The sequence below is a fragment of the Lactobacillus sp. UMNPBX17 genome, assembly GCF_002553735.1.
Classification (GTDB): Bacteria; Bacillota; Bacilli; order Lactobacillales; family Lactobacillaceae; genus Lactobacillus; species Lactobacillus gallinarum.
On record NZ_PCYT01000001.1, the window covers coordinates 1 to 23063 of the forward strand.

Sequence of the window (23063 nt, forward strand, 5' to 3'; positions counted from 1 at the left end):
TCACCTTGCCATGGTGGGGGTCGCGGGTTCGAATCCCGTCTTCCGCTCCAAGATAAAAGCTCACGGAAGTGAGCTTTTTTTGTGCCTAAAATAAATTTATCTTTTTTGGCAAAATACCTTGCAATGAAAAATGCATTTGCTATAATAATAACTGTTGTGCGGAAGTAGTTCAGTGGTAGAACATCACCTTGCCATGGTGGGGGTCGCGGGTTCGAATCCCGTCTTCCGCTCCAAGATAGAAGGCTCACCGAATGGTGAGTCTTTTTTTCGGGAAATAGCTCAGTTTGGTAGAGCGCTACGTTCGGGACGTAGAGGTCGCGCGTTCAAATCGCGTTTTCCCGATTATATTTAAGCTGTCTTAATAGACAGCTTTTTTCTTTTTGCTATAATACACACTAAAACTATAGGAGACATGAGAATGACAGCTACTACGAAAGAAAATTATGAATTGTTAGTGCAGCAGGCAAAGGCACTAGTTGATGGCGAAGATGACTGGATTGCCAATACTGCTAATTTATCTGCGCTTTTGTTTAATTCGCTTAATAATGTTAATTTTGCTGGTGTTTATCGCTTTGAAAACGGCGAGTTGATTTTAGGCCCATTCCAAGGGATGCCAGCTTGTGTGCATATTCAAATGGGTAAAGGCGTTTGCGGAACAGCAGCTAAGGAAGAAAAAACGCAAATTGTGCCCAACGTCCATGAATTTGCTGGTCACATCGCTTGCGACAGTGCTTCGAATTCTGAAATCGTCGTGCCTATTTTTAAGGATGAAAAATTATGGGGCGTTTTCGATTTTGATTCTACTAAGCTAAACAATTTTGATGAAACAGATCAAAAATATTTAACTGAAATTGCCGCCGCAATTTTTGATTAATTGCGCGTTTTTGATCATAATGATCACGGAGATAAGTTAAATTATTTTACTTACTGACAAAATAAAAGTAAAATACCATAACGTATTTTAAAGGGGTGGTGTTTGTATGGAAAACTCATATAGTAAAAGCGTTAATCAAGTATTGGAAATTGCACGTGAACAAGCACAGAATTTCCATCATCGCTTAATCGGAACAGAACACGTTTTATTGGCTTTAGTAATTGAAACAGACGGTGAAGCAGGGAAGATACTTCGTTCATGGGGCTTAACTCCTACTGCTGTGCGTGAAGAAATTGAGCGCTACACCGGCTACGGTTCAGCACCTAAAACTAGTTATATGGAAATGTCACCTCGTTTAAGCTTGGCACTAGATTATGCAAAAAGACAAGCCGATCAAGGTGGATATAAAGAAATTGAAACTAATCATGTTTTGCTTGGAATAACAGCTAGTGAACAAGTCTTGTCGGCCATGATTCTCAAGAATTTAAATGTGGATATTGGTCGCTTACGTCAAGATGTTAATGATAGCTTAGATCAGGAACAAGATTTTGGCGACTCAGCAAGCTGGTTAGGTAATAGCAATACAGCTACAGGGCAAAAGAAACGTAAAAATAGTACTACACCAACTCTAGATAAAGTAGCTGTTAATTTGAATCAACGTACTCGTGAAGGCGGTATTGATCCAGTTATTGGCCGCGAAAAGGAAATTAAGCGAGTTATTCAAATTTTGTCTCGTCGTACTAAGAATAATCCAGTTTTAGTAGGTGAACCTGGTGTAGGTAAGACTGCAGTCGCTGAAGCAATTGCTACAGAAATTGTTAATAAAAGAGTGCCAGAGGATTTACTCAATAAACGAGTAATGGCTCTTAACATGGGCAGTTTAGTAGCAGGTACCAAGTATCGTGGCGAGTTTGAAGATAGAATGAAGAAGATTTTGGATGAAATTGCTAAAGATGGCAAGGTCATTCTGTTTGTTGATGAAATGCATACTTTGATTGGTGCTGGTGGTGCTGAAGGAGCAATCGATGCTTCTAATATCTTGAAGCCATCACTTGCTCGTGGCGATATTCAAATGATTGGTGCTACTACATTTGATGAATATCAAAAGTATATTGAAAAAGATCAAGCATTAGCCCGGCGTTTTCAACAAGTACGTTTGAATGAACCTACTAAGAAAGATACATTGGCTATATTGAATGGACTTAGACCTAAATATGAGAAGTTCCATCATGTAACTATTTCAGATGCCAGTCTTGAGGATGCTGTTGATCTATCTAGCCGTTACATTACCAATCGTTTCTTACCCGATAAGGCAATTGATCTGGTAGATGAAGCCAGTGCAGCTGTTAAAATTAAGACTAATGTTGGTTCAAATAAAGATTTAGTTCAAATTAATGAAAAAATAAAGAGTATTATTGAGCAAAAAAATGAGGCTGCTGCAAGTCAAAACTTTGTTCAGGCTGCGCAACTTCAAGAAGCACAAAATAACTTGCAAATGCAACGAGAAAAAATGGAAAATGCGCTGCAAGTTAAAGTTAGTGCTGAGGCTATTGTTGAACCAGAAGATATTGCCAAGGTAGTGTCTGATTGGACAGGCGTACCAGTTACTCAAATGAAGAGGGATGAGAGTCGCCAATTAGCTAACCTCGAAAGTATTTTGCACAAACGAGTTATTGGACAAGATAAAGCTGTCTCCGCTGTAGCTCGTGCAATTCGTCGTAGTAGAAGTGGTATTAAAGATGAACGACGCCCAATTGGATCATTCTTATTCTTGGGCCCAACTGGTGTAGGTAAAACGGAACTTGCTAAGTCAGTTGCAGCCGCAATGTTTGGCTCAGAAGATAATTTGATCAGATTAGATATGTCAGAATATATGGATCAAATCGCTTCCAGCAAGTTAATCGGATCAGCACCTGGTTATGTTGGTTATGAAGAGGGCGGTCAACTTTCTGAACAAGTTCGTCGTCATCCATATTCTGTTGTCTTGCTTGATGAAGTTGAAAAAGCTCACCCAGATGTATTCAATTTACTTTTGCAAGTCTTAGATGAAGGATTTTTGACAGATTCTAAAGGCAGAAAAGTTGATTTTAGAAATACGATTATTATCATGACTTCTAATCTGGGATCACGTACTTTATTTGACAGCAAGGCTGTAGGCTTTAATGCTGATAAGGTTGATCAAGCTAAGGCAAGACAAGCTAAGGTAGAGCAAGCAATTAAACAATTCTTCCGTCCAGAATTTTTGAATAGAATCGATGAGACGATTATCTTTGATGAATTAACTAAGAAACAATTGCGTGACATTGTTACCTTGTTGACTCATAAATTGGTAGTTCGTTTGCAGAAGAAAGGAATCACACTTAAGATTTCTCGCGCTGCTCTAGATAAAATCGTTCAAGATGGTTATGATCCCGAAAATGGTGCTCGACCACTTAGAAGAGCAATTCAAAATGATATCGAAGATAAATTGGCAGAAATGTTGATTACCAGTGAAGTAAAATCAAATGATACTTTAAAAATCGGTAGTCAACATGGCCATTTAAAATTTGATGTTGTTTCTGATAAAAAGCTGGTAAAAACTAAGTGATATCAGGCATTAGGCCTTGACAAAAAGTAGAAAAAGGCATATAATTTTTACTGGTTTAAAAAGACTGAGATTCAGGATTTTGCTGATCTATTGTCCAGCAAAATGATAAGGACAAAAACGAAAAAGCTTCGTTTTTGTCTTTTTTATGCCTAAAATTGCAGTTTTTTGAATTTGTAACAGAAATGTAATATTTGCTTTCTTAGACAGAAAGGATGTTTTTCCTTGTTAAATGGACACGTAGTGAACTACGGTAAGCATCGAACTAGACGTAGCTTCTCTCGCATTAAAGAAGTATTGAAGCTCCCTAACTTAACTGATGTTCAAACCGAATCATATAAGTGGTTTCTTGATAAAGGCATTAAAGAAGTCTTTGATGACATCATGCCTATTAGTGACTTCTCAGGTAAGCTTTCATTAGAATATGTTGGCTACAAGCTTCAAAAGCCTAAGTATACAGTTGATGAAGCTCGTGATCATGATGCAACTTATGCTGCACCAATGCACGTAACTTTGAAGCTTACTAACCAAGAAACTGGTGAAATTAAGACTCAAGATGTATTCTTTGGCGATTTACCATTAATGACTGAATCAGGTTCATTCATCGTCAATGGTGCCGAAAGAGTTATTGTTTCTCAATTAGTAAGATCTCCAGGTGTGTACTACACTGGTGATTACGACAAGAATGGTCGTCAAATCTTTGGTACTACTGTTATTCCTAACCGTGGTGCTTGGCTTGAATATGAAACTGATGCTAAGAATGTTTCATTCGTTCGTGTAGACCGTACTCGTAAGTTGCCACTTACTGTTTTAATTAGAGCTATGGGTATTGGCTCAGACAGTGACATCATCGATATGTTTGGTCAAAGCGATACTTTGCAATTTACTTTGGACAAAGATGTTCACAAGAATCCAGCAGATTCTCGTGTAGCCGAAGCTTTAAAGGATATTTACGAAAGATTACGTCCAGGTGAACCTAAGACAACTGATTCATCACGTTCACTTTTGTATGCTCGTTTCTTCGATCCACGTCGTTATGATTTAGCACCAGTTGGTCGTTACAAGATCAACAAGAAGCTTTCTCTTAAGAATCGTTTGTATGGTCAAACTTTAGCTGAAACTTTGGCTGATCCAGATACTGGTGAAATCATTGCTAAGAAGGATACTGTTGTTACTCACGAAGTAATGGACAAGTTGGCTCCATACCTTGATCGTGATGACTTCAAGATGGTAACTTACCAACCTTCAAAGGAAGGCGTATTACCAGATCCTATTACAGTTCAAGAAATTAAGGTTTACTCAAAGATAGATCCTGAACGTGAAGTCAAGTTAATGTCAAATGGTCACATTGCTGCAGATGTTAAGCATTTAACTCCAGCAGATGTTTTGGCTTCAATCAACTACTTCTTCGCATTGCAAGACAAGATCGGTACAACTGATGATATTGACCACTTGGGTAACCGTCGTATTCGTCGTGTTGGTGAACTTCTTCAAAACCAATTCAGAATCGGTTTGGCAAGAATGGAACGTGTTGTTCGTGAAAGAATGTCAATCCAAGATCCTTCAACTGTTACTCCACAACAATTGATCAATATTCGTCCAATTGTTGCAAGTATCAAGGAATTCTTCGGTTCATCACAACTTTCACAGTTCATGGATCAACACAACCCATTGGGTGAATTGACTCACAAGCGTCGTATGTCAGCTTTAGGGCCTGGTGGTTTGACTCGTGACCGTGCTGGATATGAAGTTCGTGACGTTCACTATACTCACTATGGTCGTTTGTGTCCTATCGAAACTCCAGAAGGTCCTAACATTGGGTTGATTAACTCACTTGCTTCATACGCAATCATTAACAAGTATGGTTTCATCGAAACTCCATACCGTCGTGTATCTTGGAAGACCCACAAGGTTACTGACAAGATCGACTACTTGACTGCTGATGAAGAAGATAACTACATCATTGCTGGTGCTAACACTCCTTTGAATGATGATGGTTCATTTAAGAGTGATTTAATCTTAGCTCGTCAAAAGGAAGATAACGTCGAAGTTACTCCAGACAAGATTGACTACATGGACGTTATTCCTAAACAAGTTGTTTCTGTAGCTTCAGCATGTATCCCATTCCTTGAAAACGATGACTCTAACCGTGCTTTGATGGGTGCCAACCAGCAACGTCAGGCTGCTCCTTTGATCAACCCACATGGCTCACTTGTTGGTACTGGTATGGAATATCGTGCAGCTCACGATTCAGGTGCTGCCTTAGTAGCTAAGGATGCTGGTACTGTTGAATACGTAGATGCAAACGAAATCCGTATTAGACGTGAAGATGGTACTTTAGACAAGTACACTCTTGAAAAGTATCGTCGTTCAAACAACTCTAAGTCATACAACCAAACTCCTAATGTTAAGTTGGGTGATCATGTTGATGCTAGTGATGTTATTGCTAACGGTCCAACTATGGATCATGGTGAACTTGCTTTAGGTCAAAACCCACTTATTGCCTTCATGACTTGGAACATGTACAACTATGAAGATGCCATCATGCTTTCAGAACGTTTGGTTAAGGATGATGTTTATACTTCAATTAGTATTGAAGACTACGAATCAGAAGCTCGTGATACTAAGCTTGGTCCTGAAGAAATCACAAGAGAACTTCCTAACATCGGTGAAGATGCTTTGAAGGACCTTGATGCTGATGGTATTGTCCGCGTTGGTGCTGAAGTTCACGATGGTGATATTTTGGTAGGTAAGGTAACTCCTAAGGGCGTAACTGAATTATCTGCTGAAGAAAGATTACTTCACGCTATCTTTGGTGAAAAAGCTCGTGAAGTTCGTGATACTTCACTTCGTGTACCACACGGTGGTGGCGGTATCGTTCAAGACGTTAAGGTTTACACCCGTGAAGCCGGCGATGAACTTTCACCAGGTGTTAATACTATGGTTCGTGTTTACATTGCACAAAAGAGAAAGATTCAAGTTGGGGACAAGATGTCTGGTCGTCACGGTAACAAGGGTACTGTTGCTGCTGTCGTTCCAGAAGAAGATATGCCATACTTACCAGATGGTACTCCAGTAGATATCTGTTTGAACCCAATGGGTGTTCCATCACGTATGAACATTGGACAGCTTCTTGAATTGCACTTGGGTGCTGCAGCACGTCAATTAGGTATTCACGTAGCTACTCCAGTATTTGATGGTGCCAACGAAAGTGATGTTTGGGACACTGTTCGTCAAGCTGGTGTTGATAAAGACGGTAAGACTGTTATCTACGATGGTCGTACCGGTGAACCATTCCACAACCGTGTTTCAGTTGGTGTCATGCACTACTTGAAACTTACTCACATGGTTGATGACAAGATCCACGCACGTTCAATTGGGCCTTACTCATTGGTTACTCAACAACCTTTGGGTGGTAAAGCTCAGTTTGGTGGTCAGCGTTTCGGTGAAATGGAAGTTTGGGCCCTTGAAGCTTATGGTGCAGCTTACACATTGCAAGAAATCTTGACCTATAAGTCAGATGACGTTGTTGGTCGTGTAAAGGCATATGAAGCAATTGTTAAGGGCGAAAGAATTCCTAAGCCAGGTGTTCCAGAATCATTCCGTGTGCTTGTTAAGGAACTTCAATCATTAGGTTTGGATATTCGTGTTCTTGATATGAATCATAATGAAATTGAACTTCGTGATATGGATGAAGATTCAAGTGAACATTTAAACATTGATTCATTGTCACGTATGGCAGAAGAACAAGAAAAAAAGAAGTTAGCCGAAGAAACTGGAAAATCAGAAGATAAAAAAGACGATAAGAAAGATGCAGATAAGCCAGTAGCTCCTGCAGATGAATCTGACGACAAAGTTTCTAAATAGTAGGAGGTTAAACTTTTGATCGACGTAAATAAATTTGAAAGTATGCAAATTGGTCTTGCATCACCTAACAAGATCAGAAGCTGGTCATATGGTGAAGTTAAGAAGCCTGAAACCATCAACTACCGTACTTTAAAACCTGAAAAAGATGGTCTATTTGATGAAAGAATCTTTGGACCAACTAAAGATTGGTCATGTGCCTGTGGTAAATATAAGGGTGTTAGATACCGTGGCATCGTTTGTGACCGTTGTGGTGTTGAAGTTACTTCTTCAAAAGTAAGAAGAGAACGTATGGGACACATTGAATTAGCTGCCCCTGTAACCCACATTTGGTACTTCAAAGGTATCCCTTCAAGAATGGGTTTAGTATTGGATATTTCTCCAAGATTGCTTGAAGAAGTTATCTACTTTGCTGCATATATCGTAATTGATCCAGGTGATACTGATCTTGAGCCTAAGCAATTATTAACTGAAGCAGAATACCGTGAACAAAAAGCTAAATACGGTAACCGTTTTGAAGCTAAGATGGGTGCTGAAGCTATTCGCGAATTGCTCAAGAAAGTTGACCTTGATAAAGAAGTTAAAGATTTGAAGAAAGAGCTTCAAACCGCAACTGGTCAAAAACGTACTCGTGCAATTAGACGTTTGGATATTTTGGACGCATTTAAGAATTCAGGTAATAAGCCTGAATGGATGGTTATGGATGCAGTTCCAGTTATTCCACCAGATCTTCGTCCAATGGTTCAACTTGAAGGTGGCCGTTTTGCTACCTCAGATTTGAACGATTTATATAGACGTGTAATTAACCGTAACAATCGTTTGAAGAGATTGCTTGATTTGAACGCTCCTAACATCATCGTTCAAAACGAAAAGCGTATGCTTCAAGAAGCTGTTGATGCTTTGATTGACAACGGTCGTCGTGGTCGTCCAGTTGTTGGACCAGGTAATCGTCCACTTAAGTCACTTTCACACATGCTTAAGGGTAAGCAAGGTCGTTTCCGTCAAAACTTGCTTGGTAAGCGTGTTGACTACTCCGGTCGTTCAGTTATCGATGTTTCACCAAAATTGAAGTTCTATCAATGTGGTGTTCCACGTCCAATGGCTTTGGAATTATTTAAGCCATTTGTAATGCACGAATTGGTTAAGCGCGGTATTGCTTCTAACATTAAGAATGCTAAGCGTAAGATTGATCGTGAAGATGATGATATTTGGGATGTACTTGAAGACGTTATTAAGGAACGTCCAGTTCTTTTGAACCGTGCACCTACTCTTCACCGTTTGAGTATTCAAGCATTTGAACCAGTTTTAGTACCAGGTAAGTCAATCAGACTTCACCCATTAGCTTGTGAAGCCTACAATGCCGACTTCGATGGTGACCAGATGGCCATCCACGTACCACTTTCTGATGAAGCTGTTGCTGAATCTCGTTTACTTATGCTTGCTGCTCACCACATCTTGGCTCCTAAGGATGGTAAGCCAATCGTTACTCCATCACAGGATATCGTTTTGGGTAACTACTGGTTGACTCAAGCTGAACGTGGTCGTGAAGGTGAAGGCATGATCTTTAGTTCACCAGCTGAAGCAACTGTAGCTTATGAAAATGGTGATATTCACTACCATACTATTATTGGTATGTCAGCTGATGCTATGCCTAAAAAGCCATGGCCACAAGGTCATGAACATGGCATTTTCATTACTACATACGGTAAGCTTGTCTTTAACCAATTATTCCCAGATGATTACTTCTACATCAATGAACCAAGTGAAGAAAACTTAAATAATCCTTTGGATGCTAAGTACTTCTTAGGTGAGGGTCAAGATATTCATGACAAGATTGATGAAGTTGGCGATGATTTAATTGCTACACCATTCAAGAGTAGTTTCTTGTCAGACTCTATTGCTACTATCTACAAGTACTACAAGGTTCAAAGAACTTCAGAATACTTGGATGACTTGAAGAAGTTAGGTTACACTAGTTCAACTACTTCAGGTATTACTATTGGTATGAATGACGTCCCAGAAATTCAAGATAAGGATGAAAAGGTAGCTAAGGCACGTAAGCAAGTTGATATTGTTTCTAAGCAATTCAGACGTGGTTTAATTACTGAACAAGAACGTCACGACCGGGTAATTAGTATTTGGAATGCATGTAAGGATGAAATCCAAAACGAAATTGCTCAAATTCACTCACCACGTAACCCAATTTCAATCATGGCCGACTCAGGTGCCCGTGGTAACATTTCTAACTTTACTCAGTTAGCTGGTATGCGTGGTTTGATGGCTACTCCTAACGGTGGTTTGTTCGAAATTCCTGTTACTTCAAACTTCAAGGAAGGTTTGTCAGTATTGGAATTATTCATGTCCACTCACGGTGCTCGTAAGGGTATGACGGATACTGCCTTGAAGACTGCTCAGTCAGGTTACTTAACTCGTCGTTTGGTTGATGTTGCTCAGGACGTTATTATTCGTGATGATGATTGTGGTACTGATCGTGGTATTACAGTTAGCGCCATCATGGAAGGTGACGAAATGATCGAACCATTATTTGATCGTTTGGTTGGTCGTTTCACTGCTGAAACAGTTAAGGATCCTAAGACTGGTGAAGCTATTGTTGGCAGAGATGTCATGATGGATGAAAACATGGCTCATAAGATCTGTGATGCGGGAGTAACCCATGTTAAGATTCGTTCAATTCTTACCTGTGATACTCCACACGGTGTATGTCGCAAGTGTTACGGTATGAACCTTGCTACTGGTGAAGAAGTTGAAGTTGGTGAAGCAGTAGGTACTGTTGCCGCTCAATCAATTGGTGAACCTGGTACTCAGCTTACTTTGAGAACTTTCCACAACGGTGGTGTTGCCGGTGCCGAAGATATTACTCAAGGTTTGCCTCGTGTGCAAGAATTGTTCGAAGCACGTAACCCTAAGGGTCGTGCAACCATTTCTGAAGTAGATGGTGTAATTGATTCAATTCAAGAAAATCCAGCAGAACATACTCGTGAAATTACTGTTAAAGGTAAGATTGATACTAGAAGTTACAGTGTTCCTTACACTGCTTCTGTTGCTGTATCTGAAGGCGATTATGTTCACCGTGGTGATAAGTTGACTCTCGGTTCTGTTGATCCTAAGGAATTGATCCAAGTTACTGATACTTTAACTACTGAAAAGTACATCTTGGCTGAAGTTCAAAAGGCATATAGAATGCAGGGTGTAGACATTGCCGACAAGCACGTCGAAGTATTGACTCGTCAAATGCTTCAAAAGGTACGTGTCCTTGATCCAGGTGAAACTGACATCTTGCCAGGTGAAGTTATGGATATCGGTCAATTTAGAGACCGTAACAAGGAAGTTATTATTTCTGGTGGTATTCCAGCAACTGCACAAAGCGTTATCTTGGGTATTACTAAGGCTGCTTTGGAAACTAATAGTTTCTTGTCAGCTGCTTCATTCCAGGAAACTACTCGTGTTCTTACTGATGCTTCAATCAGAGGTAAGAATGATCCACTTCTTGGACTTAAGGAAAACGTTATTATCGGTAAGATTATTCCAGCTGGTACTGGTATGCCTGTATACCGCAGCATGGAACCTGAAGCTGACGTTAAGAAGCCAGATTCAGTTTACTCAATTGCTGATATTGAAAAGCAAATGAAAGAAAAAGAACAAAGTAAGTAAAATTTAGTTCTTATAAAAAGCGTTTCTATTCATAAAGAATAGGAACGCTTTTTTAGTTTAAAAATTGTGTTAGAACTAAACCTAAGAAAATAAATGGTATGAAAGGATAATGATAGTTGGAATCTTTATGTTCAATTACGAAAAATAATAAAAGTGAGAAGCAAGCAAATAAAAATATTATGTTAGCAATAGAAGGAGTTAAGTAACTGGCAATAGTGAGATAAATTAATAGGTCGCCTAGCCCCATTTTATGCTTAAAAATATTCCAACTGAAAATTGAAATAATTAATATAAGAGAAATAAAATCTAAGGTCGTAAAAGCAGAGAACTTATTTTCTAAGATAGCGATAGTTATTGCAGGAAAAAGAAAGAAAAGATCAAATTCTTTTTCATAAAAATCAGCGATAGCCGTCAAAAGAAGAGAGGAAAGAAACACAGAAGATGTGATGCCACTAATAGAGCTGAAGTCAATCAAAGAAAAGGCAAATCCTCCAACTAATTCAAACAGAAATAATTCACTTGGAATAGATTGTTTACAATAATGACAACGTCCTTTCAATAATAAGTAAGAAATAAGAGGAATCTCGTCCAGCAAAGATAATTCAAAGTGACAATTTTTGCAATAAGAGCGAGAAAAAATGAAATTTCTGTTCTCCCATCGATCAAAAACTACTGCCATGTGGGATGCAATACAAGTTCCAATTGCAAAATTAGTAAAAGTATAAATTAAATTCAAAAAATCACCTCACTATTTAATACGCAAAAAATCATTGTTTTTCTTTTTTTATTTTGAAAAAGTTTGATTTCTATTAAAAACCGAGTACAATAGTGTTTGTATGTTTTGAACAGTCTGTTCGTGAGTATAAAAAGAAACTCCCGGATGTGTGAACAAAATAGTAATTTTAGGAGGAAATTTTAATGCCAACCATTAATCAATTGGTAAGAAAAGGCCGTCATTCAAAGGTTACTAAGTCAAAGTCACCTGCTTTGAATTACAGCTACAACAGTATGAAGAAGGAATCAGTATTCAACCCAGCTCCACAAATGCGTGGTGTTGCAACTCGTGTGGGTACTATGACTCCAAAGAAACCTAACTCAGCTTTACGTAAGTACGCTCGTGTTCGTCTTTCAAACTTAATCGAGGTTACTGCTTACATTCCAGGTGAAGGACACAACTTGCAAGAACACTCAGTTGTTTTAATTCGTGGTGGTCGTGTAAAGGACCTTCCTGGTGTTCGTTACCACATCATTCGTGGTGCCCTCGATACTGCTGGTGTTGATGGCAGAAAGCAAGGCCGTTCTAAGTACGGTACTAAGAAAGATTAAAGGAGGAGTTAAATAATGCCTAGAAAAGGTCACGTAACTAAAAGAGACGTTTTAGCAGATCCAGTTTACAACTCAAAGCTTGTTACCAAGTTAATTAACCACTTGATGATTGATGGTAAGAGAGCTAAGGCATCTTCAATCCTTTACGATGCTTTCAACATTGTTCAAGACAAGACTGGTAAGGAACCACTTGATGTATTTGAAGAAGCTATGAACAACGTTATGCCAGTTTTGGAAGTTAGAGCTCGCCGTATCGGTGGTTCAAACTACCAAATCCCAGTTGAAGTACGTCCTGAAAGAAGAACTACTTTAGGTTTAAGATGGCTTGTTTCATACGCTCGTTTACGTAACGAACACACTATGGATGAACGTTTAGCTAACGAAATCATCGATGCTTCAAACAACACTGGTTCAGCAGTTAAGAAGCGTGAAGACGTTCATCGTATGGCTGAAGCTAACCGTGCATTTGCACACTACCGCTTCTAATTCGTTCGTTTTATTTTAAGGAGAGAATAATTTATGGCTAACAAGCGTGAATTTCCATTAGCAAAGACACGTAACATTGGTATTATGGCCCACATCGATGCGGGTAAGACTACTACTACTGAACGTATCCTTTACTACACTGGTAAGATCCACAAAATTGGTGAAACTCACGAAGGTGATTCACAAATGGACTGGATGGATGAAGAAAAGGAACGTGGTATCACCATTACTTCTGCAGCCACTACTGCACAATGGAAGGACTACAGAATTAACATCATTGATACCCCAGGACACGTTGACTTCACTATCGAAGTTGAACGTTCACTCCGTGTTCTTGATGGTGCCGTAACTGTTCTTGATGCCCAAGCTGGTGTTGAACCACAAACTGAAAACGTATGGCGTCAAGCTGAAACTTACGGTGTTCCTCGTATTGTTTTTGTTAACAAGATGGATAAGATTGGTGCTGACTTCGATAAGTCAGTTAAATCATTACACGAACGTTTAAATGCTAACGCTCATGCTGTTCAAATGCCAATTGGTTCAGCTGATACCTTCGAAGGTGTTATCGACTTGATCAACATGGTTGCTGATATCTACGATGAAGACAAGCTTGGTTCAAAGTGGGATACTGTACCAGTTCCTGATGAATACAAGGAAGAAGCTGAAAAGCGTCGTGGTGAGTTAATTGAAGCTGTTGCTGACGTTGACGACGGCATCATGGAAAAATACCTTGGCGGTGAAGAAATTTCTAACGATGAATTAAAGGCAGCTATCCGTAAAGCTACTTTGAACTTGGAATTCTTCCCAGTATATGCTGGTTCAGCATTCAAGAACAAGGGTGTTCAAATGATGCTTGACGGTGTTATTGACTACTTGCCATCACCACTTGACGTTAAGCCTTACGTTGCTCACGATCCTAAGACTAGTGATGAAGTTGAACTTATGGCTGACGATAAGAAGCCATTTGCAGCTCTTGCATTCAAGATCGCTACTGACCCATTCGTAGGTCGTTTGACTTTCATCCGTGTTTACACCGGTTCTCTTGAATCAGGTTCATACGTATTGAACGCTTCAAAGAACAGTCGTGAACGTGTAGGTCGTTTGCTTCAAATGCACGCCAACTCAAGAACTGAAATTCCAGAAGTATTCTCAGGTGATATCGCTGGTGCCATCGGTTTGAAGAACACCACTACTGGTGACTCATTAACTGACCCAGATCACCCACTTATTTTGGAAAGCTTGAAAGTTCCAGATCCAGTTATCCAAGTATCAGTTGAACCTAAGTCAAAGGCTGACCGTGATAAGATGGACGTTGCTTTGCAAAAGCTTACTGAAGAAGACCCAACTTTCCGTGCTGAAACTAACCCAGAAACTGGTCAAACTTTGATCTCAGGTATGGGTGAACTTCACCTTGATATCATGGTTGAACGTATGAGACGTGAATTTAACGTTGATGCTAAGATCGGTGAACCACAAGTTGCTTACCGTGAAACCTTCACTAAGGAAGCTAAGGCACAAGGTAAGTTCGTTCGTCAATCAGGTGGTAAGGGTCAATACGGTGACGTTTGGATTGACTTTACTCCTAACGAAGAAGGTAAGGGTTACGAATTTGAAGATGCCATTGTTGGTGGTGTTGTTCCTCGTGAATTCATTCCTTCAGTTGACCAAGGTTTACAAGAAGCTATGAAGAATGGTGTTCTTGCAGGTTACCCATTGATCGATGTTAAGGCTAAGCTTTACGATGGTAGTTACCACGAAGTCGACTCATCAGAAGCTGCCTTCAAGGTTGCTGCTTCACTTGCTTTGAAGAACGCTGCTTCAAAAGCTGGCGCTGTTATCTTGGAACCAATTATGAAGGTTCAAGTAACCACTCCAGAAGAATACTTAGGTGATGTTATGGGTTCAATCACTGCTCGTCGTGGTACTATGGAAGGTATGGAAGACAGAGCAGGTGCTAAGATCATCAACTCATTTGTTCCACTTTCAGAAATGTTTGGTTACGCAACTACTTTGCGTTCATCAACTCAAGGTCGTGGTACATTTACTATGGTATTTGATCACTACTCACCAACACCTAAGTCAATTCAAGCTGACATTATTAAAAAGCGCGGCGGCGAAGCTGAATAATTTTTAATAGTGAAAAGCTTTATGCTTTTAGCTTAATTGAAAACAATTACATATAAAAAAGAGTTATTGAGAATTTTCAATAACTCTTTTTTTGTAAATCTTTTTTAGAAAAAATGCCCTTAAGCCTTGATATTTAAGGAAAGACAAAGTAAAATAGTCTTTGTGCTTAAGGGACGATTGTGCCTTGAGTAATTAAAATTGTTGTAAAGCGTTGACGCAAAAGGTTGCGGCACGCCAGGCTGCATTGCCACAGTGGCGTGCGGGGAATTTTTGCCGAGCGAGTCATCTTTTAAAGAAGACGTTAAGGAGGTAATTTAATGGCAAGTCAAACAATTCGTATTAGACTTAAGTCATACGAACACGGTATTCTCGATGAATCAGCTGCTAAGATCGTAGCTACTGCAAAGAGAACTGGTGCTGAAATTTCAGGTCCAGTTCCTCTTCCAACAGAAAGAACTTTATTCACTGTTCTTCGTTCACCACACATGAACAAGGACTCACGTGAACAATTCGAAATGCGCACTCACAAGCGTTTAATCGATATTTTGAATCCAACACCTAAGACTGTTGATTCATTAATGAAGCTTGATCTTCCAAGCGGCGTAGACATCGAAATTAAGTTGTAATTTAAATAGAAAGAGGTGTAAACATGACCAAAGGAATCTTAGGAAGAAAAGTTGGTATGACTCAAATCTTTACTAAAGATGGTGTCCTTGTTCCTGTAACAGTTGTAGAAGCAACTCCTAACGTTGTTATGCAAGTTAAGACTGTTGAATCAGACGGTTATGAAGCTGTTCAATTAGGTTACCAAGACAAGCGTGAAGTTTTGAGCAACAAACCAGAAAAAGGTCATGCTGATAAGGCAAAGACTTCACCTAAGCGCTTCATTCGGGAAATCCGCGGTGTTGAGCTTAAGGACTATGAAGTCGGCTCAGAAGTTACTGTGGATACATTCAAGGAAGGTGACGTTGTAAACGTTACTGGTACTTCAAGAGGTCATGGATACCAAGGTAACATCAAGCGTTGGGGCCAATCAAGAGGACCAGAAACCCACGGTTCAAGATACCATAGAATTCCTGGTTCAATGGGTTCCATCATTAACCGTGTACCAAAGGGCAAGCGTTTGCCAGGTCACATGGGTATGAAGAAAGTTACCATTGAAAACTTAGTAATTGAAAAAGTTGTAGCAGACAAGAACGTATTGATGATCAAGGGCAATGTTCCAGGTGCTAAGAACTCATTAATCGTTGTTAAGACTGCTTCTAAAGCTGTTAAGGCTGATAAATAGGAAGGAGGACTAGAATGGCTAATTTAAAAGTTATGGATCAAAACGGTAAAGATTCTGGTGAAGTTACTTTAAACGATAAAGTTTTTGGTATTGAGCCTAACGAAAGTGTCGTTTTTGAAGCAATCATTAGACAAAGAGCCGGTAAGCGTCAAGGTACCTCAAAGGTTAAGAACAGATCTGCCGTTCGCGGTGGTGGTAAGAAGCCTTGGAGACAAAAGGGTACTGGTCGTGCTCGTCAAGGTTCTATCAGATCTCCACAATGGCGTGGTGGTGGTACAGTATTTGGCCCAACACCTCGTTCATACGCATACACGATGCCAAGAAAGCAACGTCGTTTGGCTATTAAGTCAGTTCTTTCCCAAAAGATGATTGATAAGGATTTGATCGTTTTAGATAAGTTGACTATGTCAGCACCTAAGACTAAAGATTTAGTATCAATGTTAAACAGCTTAAATGTTGATGGTAAGGTTTTAATTGTTTCAGATGATAACAATGTACAACTTTCCGCAAGAAACTTAGCTAAGGTTAAGGCTGTTCCAGTTAACGGTTTGAACGTTGAAGATGCAGTTAACTATGATAAGTTAATCTTGACTCAAGATGCTGTTAAGAAGATCGAGGAGGTTTTGGCTTAATGGACGCACGCGATATCATTTTAAGACCTGTCATTACTGAAAAGTCCACGAACTTAATGGATGATAAGAAGTACACATTCGACGTGCTTTTAACTGCAACCAAGACACAAGTTCGCAATGCTGTTGAAGAAATCTTCGATGTTAAGGTAAAGAGCGTTAACATTATGAATGTTCGCGGTAAAGACAAGCGAGTAGGTCGTTACACTGGTAAGACTGCTCGTCGTAGAAAGGCAATCGTCACTTTAACTAACGATTCAAACGACATCAAGATTTTCCAAGACGAAAATAAAGAAGACAACAAGTAATAGGAGGTCAGTCAATTGGCTATTAAGATTTACAAGCCAACCACTAATGGTCGTCGTCATATGACTTCTTCCGACTTTGCTGAGATTACCAAGACAAAGCCTGAAAAGACTTTACTTGAATCACAATCACATACTGCAGGTCGTAACTCATATGGTCACATCACTGTAAGACACCGTGGTGGTGGTCACAAACAAAAATACCGTATCATCGACTTTAAGCGTAATAAGGATAATGCAAAGGCAGTTGTAAAGGCTATCGAATACGATCCAAACAGAACTGCTAACATCGCATTACTTCACTACACTGATGGTATTAAAGCTTATATCTTAGCACCTAGGGGATTAAAGGTTGGCGATATCGTTGAATCAGGCGATTCAGTTGACATTAAGCCAGGTAACGCATTAGCATTAAAGAATATCCCATCTGGTACTTCAATCCACAACATTGAATTGAAGCCAGGTAAGGGTGGCCAACTTGTAAGAAGTGCTGGTACTTCTGCTCAAGTTTTGGGTGTTGATGGTGATTACACTTTAGTAAGATTACAAAGTGGTGAAGTTCGTAAGATCTTGTCATCATGCCGTGCAACTATTGGTGTTGTAGGTAATGAACAACATTCATTAATTCAATTAGGTAAAGCTGGTCGTAAGCGTTGGTTAGGCAAGCGCCCACAATCACGTGGTTCCGTAATGAACCCTAACGATCACCCACATGGTGGTGGTGAAGGTAAGGCTCCAGTTGGTCGTCCACAACCTATGACTCCATGGGGTAAGAAGGCTCGCGGTATCAAGACTAGAGACACCAAGAAGGCTAGCGAGAAGTTAATCATTCGTCACCGTAAAGGTAGCAAGTAATAGAAGGAGGGTTAATTAATGAGCCGTAGTATTAAAAAAGGTCCTTTTGCTGATGCATCATTATTAAAGAAGGTTGATGCACAAGCAGATGCAGATAAGAAGCAAGTTATTAAGACTTGGTCACGTCGTTCAACTATTTTCCCTTCCTTTGTTGGTTTGACTATAGCTGTTTACGATGGTAGAAAACATGTTCCAGTATACATTACTGAAGACATGGTTGGTCATAAGTTAGGTGAATTTGTTCCAACAAGAACTTTCCATGGACACAAATCCACTGAAGATAAAACCACAGCACAATAGAGGAAGGAGAAACATCTAAATGGCAGAACAAATTAGTTCAGCTAAGGCAGAAGCAAGAACTGTTCGCATCGCTCCAAGAAAAGCTCGTTTGGTCGTTGACTTAATTCGTGGTAAGAGCGTTGCCGAAGCATTAGCAATCTTAGAATTTACGCCTAGAGCTGCTTCCCCAATCGTTGAAAAAGTTTTACGTTCAGCAATTGCTAACGCAGAACACAACTACGATCTTGAAAGTGCAAATCTTTACGTATCAGAAGCATATGTAAACGAAGGTGCTACTTTAAAGAGATTCCGTCCCCGTGCTAAGGGTATGGCTTCCCCAATTAACAAGAGAACCAGTCACGTAGTTGTAGTAGTTTCAGAAAAGAACGATTAAGGGAGGTATATTAATGGGTCAAAAGATTAACCCAAACGGTTTTCGTCTCGGTGTCATCCGTGATTGGGAATCAAAATGGTATGCTGACAAAGGATACAAAGAAACTTTAAATGAAGACCTTCGAATCAGAAAGTTTATTTCAAAGAAATTGAAGGATGCTTCAGTGTCTACTGTTGAAATTGAACGTGCAGCTAACAGAATTAACATTTCAATCCACACCGCAAAGCCTGGTATGGTAATTGGTAAAGGTGGTTCTGAAGTTGAAGCTTTAAGAAAACAATTAAATGCTTTAACTGGTAAGCAAGTTCACATTAATATTGTTGAAATTAAGAAACCAGATCTTGATGCTGAATTGGTAGCAGATAGTATTGCTCGTCAACTTGAAGCTCGTATTGCTTTTAGACGTGCTATGCGTCAAGCTACTCAAAGAGCTATGCGTGCTGGTGCCAAGGGTATCAAGGTTCAAACTTCTGGTCGTTTGAACGGTGCCGACATGGCAAGAAGAGAATGGCACACAGAAGGTCGTGTTCCATTACAAACTTTGAGAGCTGATATTGATTATGCTTGGGTAAATGCTTTCACTACTTATGGTGAAATTGGTGTTCAAGCTTGGATCAACCGTGGCGAAATCTTACCTACTCGTAAGAACAAGCCAGCTTCAAAGCCAGCGAAGGGAGGAAATAGATAATGCCTTTAGTACCAAAACGAGTAAAACACCGTCGTGAATTCCGTGGTAAGATGCGTGGTGCTGCTAAAGGTGGTAAATATATTGCCTTTGGTGAATATGGTCTTGAAGCCCTCGAATCACATTGGATTACTAACCGTCAAATCGAAGCAGCCCGTGTTGCTATGACACGTTACATGAAGCGTGGCGGTAAAGTTTGGATTAGAATTTTCCCTCAAAAGTCATACACTGCTAAAGGTGTAGGTGTACGTATGGGTTCTGGTAAAGGTGCACCTGCAGGTTGGGTAGCTGTAGTTAAGAGAGAAAAGATTATGTTTGAAATTGGTGGTGTTGATGAAGCAACTGCTCGTGAAGCTTTGAGACTTGCTTCAACTAAGTTACCAATTAAGACTAAGTTTGTAACTAGAAGTTCGGAAGTAGGTGGCGAATCTAATGAAGGCTAAAGATATCAGAGCATTAACCACTGATCAAATGTTAGAAAAAGAAAAGCAATATAAAGAAGAACTCTTTAATTTGCGTTTCCAACAAGCAACGGGTCAATTAGAAAATACCGCTCGCTTGAGTAAAGTCCGCAAGAATATCGCCAGAATCAAGACTGTTCTGAGCGAAAAAGCATTAGAAAACAATTAATGGAAGGGAGCTATTAACTTGAGCGAAACAAACGAAAGAAATCGTCGTCACGTATACCAAGGTCGTGTAGTTTCTGATAAGATGGACAAGACTATCGTAGTCGTTGTTGATACTTACAAGAACCACCCAGTTTACAACAAGCGTATTAGATATTCTAAGAAATACTACGCACAAGACGAAAATAACGAAGCTAAAGTTGGCGATACTGTACGTATCATGGAAACCCGTCCATTATCTCGTAAGAAGCGCTTCCGTTTAGTAAAGATTGTTAAGAAATCTGTTTAATTTGCGGATTTAGTGAGGGGAGGATTCTACAGTGATTCAAAACGAATCTCGTTTAAAGGTTGCTGATAACTCTGGTGCCAGAGAACTTTTAGTTATTAGAGTCTTAGGTGGATCAAAGCGTAAGACCGGTAACATTGGTGACATCGTTGTATGTACTGTTAAGCAAGCAACACCAGGTGGCGTTGTCAAAAAGGGCGACGTTGTAAAAGCTGTAATTGTCAGAACAAAGTCAGGTGCACGTCGTGAAGATGGTTCATACATCAAATTCGACGAAAATGCTGGAGTAATTATTAACGCAGATAAGAGCCCACGTGGTACTCGTATCTTTGGGCCAGTTGCACGTGAGTTACGTGAGTACGACTTTATGAAGATCGTCTCTCTTGCTCCTGAAGTCTTATAATTGATAGTGAGGTGCACTGATGTTCGTTAAAACTGGTGACAAGGTAAAAGTTATTGCCGGAAAAGATAAAGGTAAAGAAGGTACTGTTCTTTCTGTTAATGTTAAGAAGAACCGTGTAGTTGTTAAGGGTGTTAACAAGATTAAGAAGCACCAAAAGCCTTCTCAAACCAACGCTAATGGTGGTGTAGTTGAATCAGAAGGTTCAATTCACGCATCAAACGTTAAAGTTATTAGTAAAAAAGAAGATAAGTAGAAGGGAGGACACAAATGGCAAGTTATTTAGCTGAAGAATACAAAGAAAAAGTAGCTCCTGCATTGGCAGAAAAGTTTGATTACAAGTCATCAATGCAAATTCCAAAGATCGACAAGATCGTTTTGAACATGGGTGTCGGTGACGCTGTTTCTAACGCCAAGAACTTGGACGAAGCTGTTGAAGAATTAACTTTAATTTCTGGTCAAAAGCCATTAATTACTAAGGCAAAGAAGTCAATCGCTAACTTCCGTTTACGTGAAGGTATGTCTATCGGTGCTAAGGTAACCCTTAGAGGCGACAGAATGTACGACTTCTTATACAAGTTAATCAATGTTTCTCTTCCACGTGTTCGTGACTTCCGTGGTGTATCAACTCGTTCATTTGATGGTCGTGGTAACTACACTTTAGGTGTTAAGGAACAATTGATTTTCCCAGAAATCGATTTTGATAAGGTTAACCGTACTAGAGGTTTAGACATTGTTATCGTAACTACTGCCAACACTGATGAAGAAGCTCGTGAACTTTTGACTCAATTTGGTATGCCGTTTGCAAGATAGTGGAGGACATTAATGGCTAAAACATCACAAAAAATCAGAAATCGTCGTCCTGCTAAGTTCTCTTCACGCGAATATACACGTTGCGAGAGATGTGGTCGTCCACATTCCGTATACCGTAAATTCGGTTTATGCCGTATTTGCTTAAAGGAATTAGCACACAAGGGTCAAATCCCTGGTCTTAAAAAGGCTAGTTGGTAGTATACGGTTAGGAGGATAGCTTAAATGGTCATGACAGATCCAATCGCAGATTACTTGACTAGAATCAGAAATGCCAACATGGCAAAGCACGATTCAGTTGAAATTCCTGCATCAAATATTAAAAAGTCTATTTCAGAAATTTTGAAACGTGAAGGTTTCATCCGTGATTACGAAGTTGCTGATGATAACAAGCAAGGCGTTATCAAGGTATTCTTGAAATATGGTCCAAATGGAGAACGCGTTATTTCAGGCTTAAAGCGTATTTCTAAGCCAGGTCTTAGAAACTACGTAAGTGCTGAAGACTTACCTAAAGTTCTTAATGGTTTAGGCATTGCCATCGTTTCTACTTCTGCTGGTGTTATTACTGACAAAGAAGCAAGACAAAAGAACGTTGGCGGCGAAGTAATTGCCTACGTTTGGTAATACTGACAGAAAGGAGAACAATTAATGAGCCGAATCGGTTTAAAGACTATTGAAGTCCCTGACAGTGTCACTGTTACCAAGGAAGGCGACAACATTACTGTTAAGGGCCCTAAGGGTGAATTAACTAGATACTTCGATCCAAAGATCACTTTTGAACAAAAAGACGGTGAAATTAACTTTTCACGTTCAAGTGAAAATGATAAAGCAATTCACGGTACTGAAAGAGCTAACTTAGCTTCAATGATCGAAGGTGTAGTTAACGGTTATAAGAAGACTTTAAAGTTAATCGGTGTTGGTTACCGTGCACAAGCACAAGGCAACAAGATTACTTTAAACGTTGGTTACTCACACCCAGTTGTATTGACTGCACCAGAAGGTGTTTCTGTTAAGGCAACTTCAGCAACTGATGTAGAAGTTGAAGGTGTTTCAAAGCAAGATGTAGGTCAATTTGCAGCTGAAATCCGCGCCGTACGTCCACCAGAACCTTACAAGGGTAAGGGTATTCGTTATGTTGATGAATACGTACGTCGTAAGGAAGGTAAGACAGGTAAGTAATAAGTAGTTATTTTGAGGTGAAATTGTGATTTCTAAACCAGATAAAAACAAGTTACGCTTAAAGCGTCATAAACGTATTCGTGGTAAGATTTCTGGTACTGCTGAGCGCCCACGCTTAAGCATTTTTCGTTCAAATAAAAACATCTACGCTCAATTAATTGATGACGTAGCGGGTGTTACGCTTGCAAGCGCCTCAACTTTGGATGAAAACGTATCAGAAGATGCAACTAAGGTAGAACAAGCTGCTGCTGTAGGTAAGGCTATTGCTGAAGCTGCAAAGGCTAAGAACATTTCTACAGTTGTATTTGATAGAAGTGGTTACTTATACCACGGCCGTATTCAAGCGTTAGCTGATGCTGCTCGTGAAAACGGATTAGATTTCTAGGAAAGGAGA

Annotated in this window: 26 protein-coding genes and 2 tRNA genes; 27 read left to right on the top strand and 1 reads right to left on the bottom strand. The window is 39.7% G+C overall.

The features are described from left to right. Positions 1–158: 158 nt before the first annotated feature. The 6 genes from CP368_RS00005 (at position 159) to rpoC (ending at position 10994) form a co-directional block, all read left to right on the top strand. A tRNA-Gly gene (locus tag CP368_RS00005) sits at positions 159–233 on the top strand. A gap of 35 nt (positions 234–268) precedes the next feature. Beyond that, positions 269–342, top strand: a tRNA-Pro gene (locus CP368_RS00010). A gap of 76 nt (positions 343–418) precedes the next feature. Beyond that, positions 419–874 (top strand): GAF domain-containing protein, encoded by a 456-nt coding sequence (locus CP368_RS00015; protein ID WP_025005272.1) that lies wholly within the window; start codon positions 419–421, stop codon positions 872–874. Positions 875–980: 106 nt separating this feature from the next. Continuing rightward, positions 981–3461: an ATP-dependent Clp protease ATP-binding subunit gene (locus CP368_RS00020; protein WP_098036400.1), complete on the top strand. Its 2481-nt coding sequence runs from the start codon at positions 981–983 to the stop codon at positions 3459–3461. Between the two features lie 222 nt (positions 3462–3683). Then, positions 3684–7325 (top strand): DNA-directed RNA polymerase subunit beta, encoded by a 3642-nt coding sequence (locus CP368_RS00025; protein WP_098043639.1) that lies wholly within the window; start codon positions 3684–3686, stop codon positions 7323–7325. Positions 7326–7340: 15 nt separating this feature from the next. Further along, positions 7341–10994 carry a DNA-directed RNA polymerase subunit beta' gene (rpoC, locus tag CP368_RS00030; RefSeq protein WP_025005269.1) on the top strand — a complete coding sequence of 1218 codons (3654 nt, stop codon included), beginning with the start codon at positions 7341–7343 and terminating at the stop codon, positions 10992–10994. Between the two features lie 52 nt (positions 10995–11046). Here rpoC and CP368_RS00035 read toward each other — a convergent pair whose 3' ends face one another. Continuing rightward, positions 11047–11730, bottom strand: a complete 684-nt coding sequence (locus CP368_RS00035) for an A24 family peptidase (protein ID WP_087175957.1) — start codon at positions 11728–11730, stop codon at positions 11047–11049. A gap of 182 nt (positions 11731–11912) precedes the next feature. Between CP368_RS00035 and rpsL the strand changes: the two genes are divergently transcribed. The 21 genes from rpsL (at position 11913) to rplR (ending at position 23054) form a co-directional block, all read left to right on the top strand. Beyond that, the gene (rpsL, locus tag CP368_RS00040; protein ID WP_025014719.1) at positions 11913–12320 is read left to right on the top strand and encodes a 30S ribosomal protein S12; all 408 of its coding nucleotides are present in this window, start codon (positions 11913–11915) and stop codon (positions 12318–12320) included. A 15-nt stretch (positions 12321–12335) separates the two neighbouring features. After that, the gene (gene rpsG, locus CP368_RS00045) at positions 12336–12806 is read left to right on the top strand and encodes a 30S ribosomal protein S7 (protein ID WP_003549021.1); all 471 of its coding nucleotides are present in this window, start codon (positions 12336–12338) and stop codon (positions 12804–12806) included. 33 nt (positions 12807–12839) lie between these two features. After that, entirely contained in the window at positions 12840–14933 is a 2094-nt protein-coding gene (fusA, locus tag CP368_RS00050; RefSeq protein WP_098043640.1) for an elongation factor G, read from the top strand. A gap of 317 nt (positions 14934–15250) precedes the next feature. After that, complete coding sequence (gene rpsJ, locus CP368_RS00055) at positions 15251–15559, top strand: 30S ribosomal protein S10 (protein ID WP_013641475.1); 309 nt, start codon at positions 15251–15253, stop codon at positions 15557–15559. Positions 15560–15582: 23 nt separating this feature from the next. After that, positions 15583–16221 carry a 50S ribosomal protein L3 gene (gene rplC, locus CP368_RS00060; RefSeq protein ID WP_003625776.1) on the top strand — a complete coding sequence of 213 codons (639 nt, stop codon included), beginning with the start codon at positions 15583–15585 and terminating at the stop codon, positions 16219–16221. A gap of 14 nt (positions 16222–16235) precedes the next feature. Then, positions 16236–16853 (top strand): 50S ribosomal protein L4, encoded by a 618-nt coding sequence (gene rplD, locus CP368_RS00065; RefSeq protein ID WP_025005265.1) that lies wholly within the window; start codon positions 16236–16238, stop codon positions 16851–16853. Further along, positions 16853–17158 carry a 50S ribosomal protein L23 gene (rplW, locus tag CP368_RS00070; protein WP_025005264.1) on the top strand — a complete coding sequence of 102 codons (306 nt, stop codon included), beginning with the start codon at positions 16853–16855 and terminating at the stop codon, positions 17156–17158. Before rplD ends, rplW begins: the two co-directional genes overlap by 1 nt. Positions 17159–17173: 15 nt before the next feature. Next, the gene (rplB, locus tag CP368_RS00075) at positions 17174–18010 is read left to right on the top strand and encodes a 50S ribosomal protein L2 (RefSeq protein ID WP_025005263.1); all 837 of its coding nucleotides are present in this window, start codon (positions 17174–17176) and stop codon (positions 18008–18010) included. A gap of 18 nt (positions 18011–18028) precedes the next feature. After that, positions 18029–18310 carry a 30S ribosomal protein S19 gene (rpsS, locus tag CP368_RS00080; RefSeq protein ID WP_025005262.1) on the top strand — a complete coding sequence of 94 codons (282 nt, stop codon included), beginning with the start codon at positions 18029–18031 and terminating at the stop codon, positions 18308–18310. 19 nt (positions 18311–18329) lie between these two features. Then, the gene (rplV, locus tag CP368_RS00085) at positions 18330–18683 is read left to right on the top strand and encodes a 50S ribosomal protein L22 (protein ID WP_003625788.1); all 354 of its coding nucleotides are present in this window, start codon (positions 18330–18332) and stop codon (positions 18681–18683) included. Positions 18684–18696: 13 nt separating this feature from the next. Continuing rightward, a complete protein-coding gene (rpsC, locus tag CP368_RS00090) occupies positions 18697–19371 on the top strand; it encodes a 30S ribosomal protein S3 (protein ID WP_057729734.1) in 675 nt (224 codons plus the stop codon). After that, positions 19371–19811: a 50S ribosomal protein L16 gene (gene rplP / locus CP368_RS00095; RefSeq protein ID WP_003625792.1), complete on the top strand. Its 441-nt coding sequence runs from the start codon at positions 19371–19373 to the stop codon at positions 19809–19811. The genes rpsC and rplP overlap by 1 nt, the downstream gene beginning before the upstream one ends. After that, positions 19801–19998, top strand: coding sequence for a 50S ribosomal protein L29 (gene rpmC, locus CP368_RS00100; RefSeq protein WP_025005260.1), 198 nt, complete (start codon positions 19801–19803; stop codon positions 19996–19998). The genes rplP and rpmC overlap by 11 nt, the downstream gene beginning before the upstream one ends. Before the next feature lie 18 nt (positions 19999–20016). Further along, entirely contained in the window at positions 20017–20283 is a 267-nt protein-coding gene (gene rpsQ, locus CP368_RS00105; RefSeq protein ID WP_005721626.1) for a 30S ribosomal protein S17, read from the top strand. 31 nt (positions 20284–20314) lie between these two features. Beyond that, positions 20315–20683 (top strand): 50S ribosomal protein L14, encoded by a 369-nt coding sequence (gene rplN, locus CP368_RS00110; protein ID WP_012211380.1) that lies wholly within the window; start codon positions 20315–20317, stop codon positions 20681–20683. Positions 20684–20702: 19 nt separating this feature from the next. Next, positions 20703–20936, top strand: coding sequence for a 50S ribosomal protein L24 (gene rplX / locus CP368_RS00115; RefSeq protein ID WP_003549035.1), 234 nt, complete (start codon positions 20703–20705; stop codon positions 20934–20936). A gap of 14 nt (positions 20937–20950) precedes the next feature. Beyond that, positions 20951–21493, top strand: coding sequence for a 50S ribosomal protein L5 (gene rplE / locus CP368_RS00120; protein ID WP_087175958.1), 543 nt, complete (start codon positions 20951–20953; stop codon positions 21491–21493). A 12-nt stretch (positions 21494–21505) separates the two neighbouring features. Further along, positions 21506–21691, top strand: coding sequence for a type Z 30S ribosomal protein S14 (locus CP368_RS00125; protein ID WP_003549037.1), 186 nt, complete (start codon positions 21506–21508; stop codon positions 21689–21691). 24 nt (positions 21692–21715) lie between these two features. Then, a complete protein-coding gene (gene rpsH, locus CP368_RS00130; RefSeq protein WP_003625802.1) occupies positions 21716–22114 on the top strand; it encodes a 30S ribosomal protein S8 in 399 nt (132 codons plus the stop codon). 24 nt (positions 22115–22138) lie between these two features. Further along, positions 22139–22669, top strand: a complete 531-nt coding sequence (gene rplF / locus CP368_RS00135; RefSeq protein WP_025005258.1) for a 50S ribosomal protein L6 — start codon at positions 22139–22141, stop codon at positions 22667–22669. Between the two features lie 25 nt (positions 22670–22694). Then, positions 22695–23054, top strand: a complete 360-nt coding sequence (gene rplR / locus CP368_RS00140; protein ID WP_007126808.1) for a 50S ribosomal protein L18 — start codon at positions 22695–22697, stop codon at positions 23052–23054. Positions 23055–23063 lie beyond the last annotated feature (9 nt).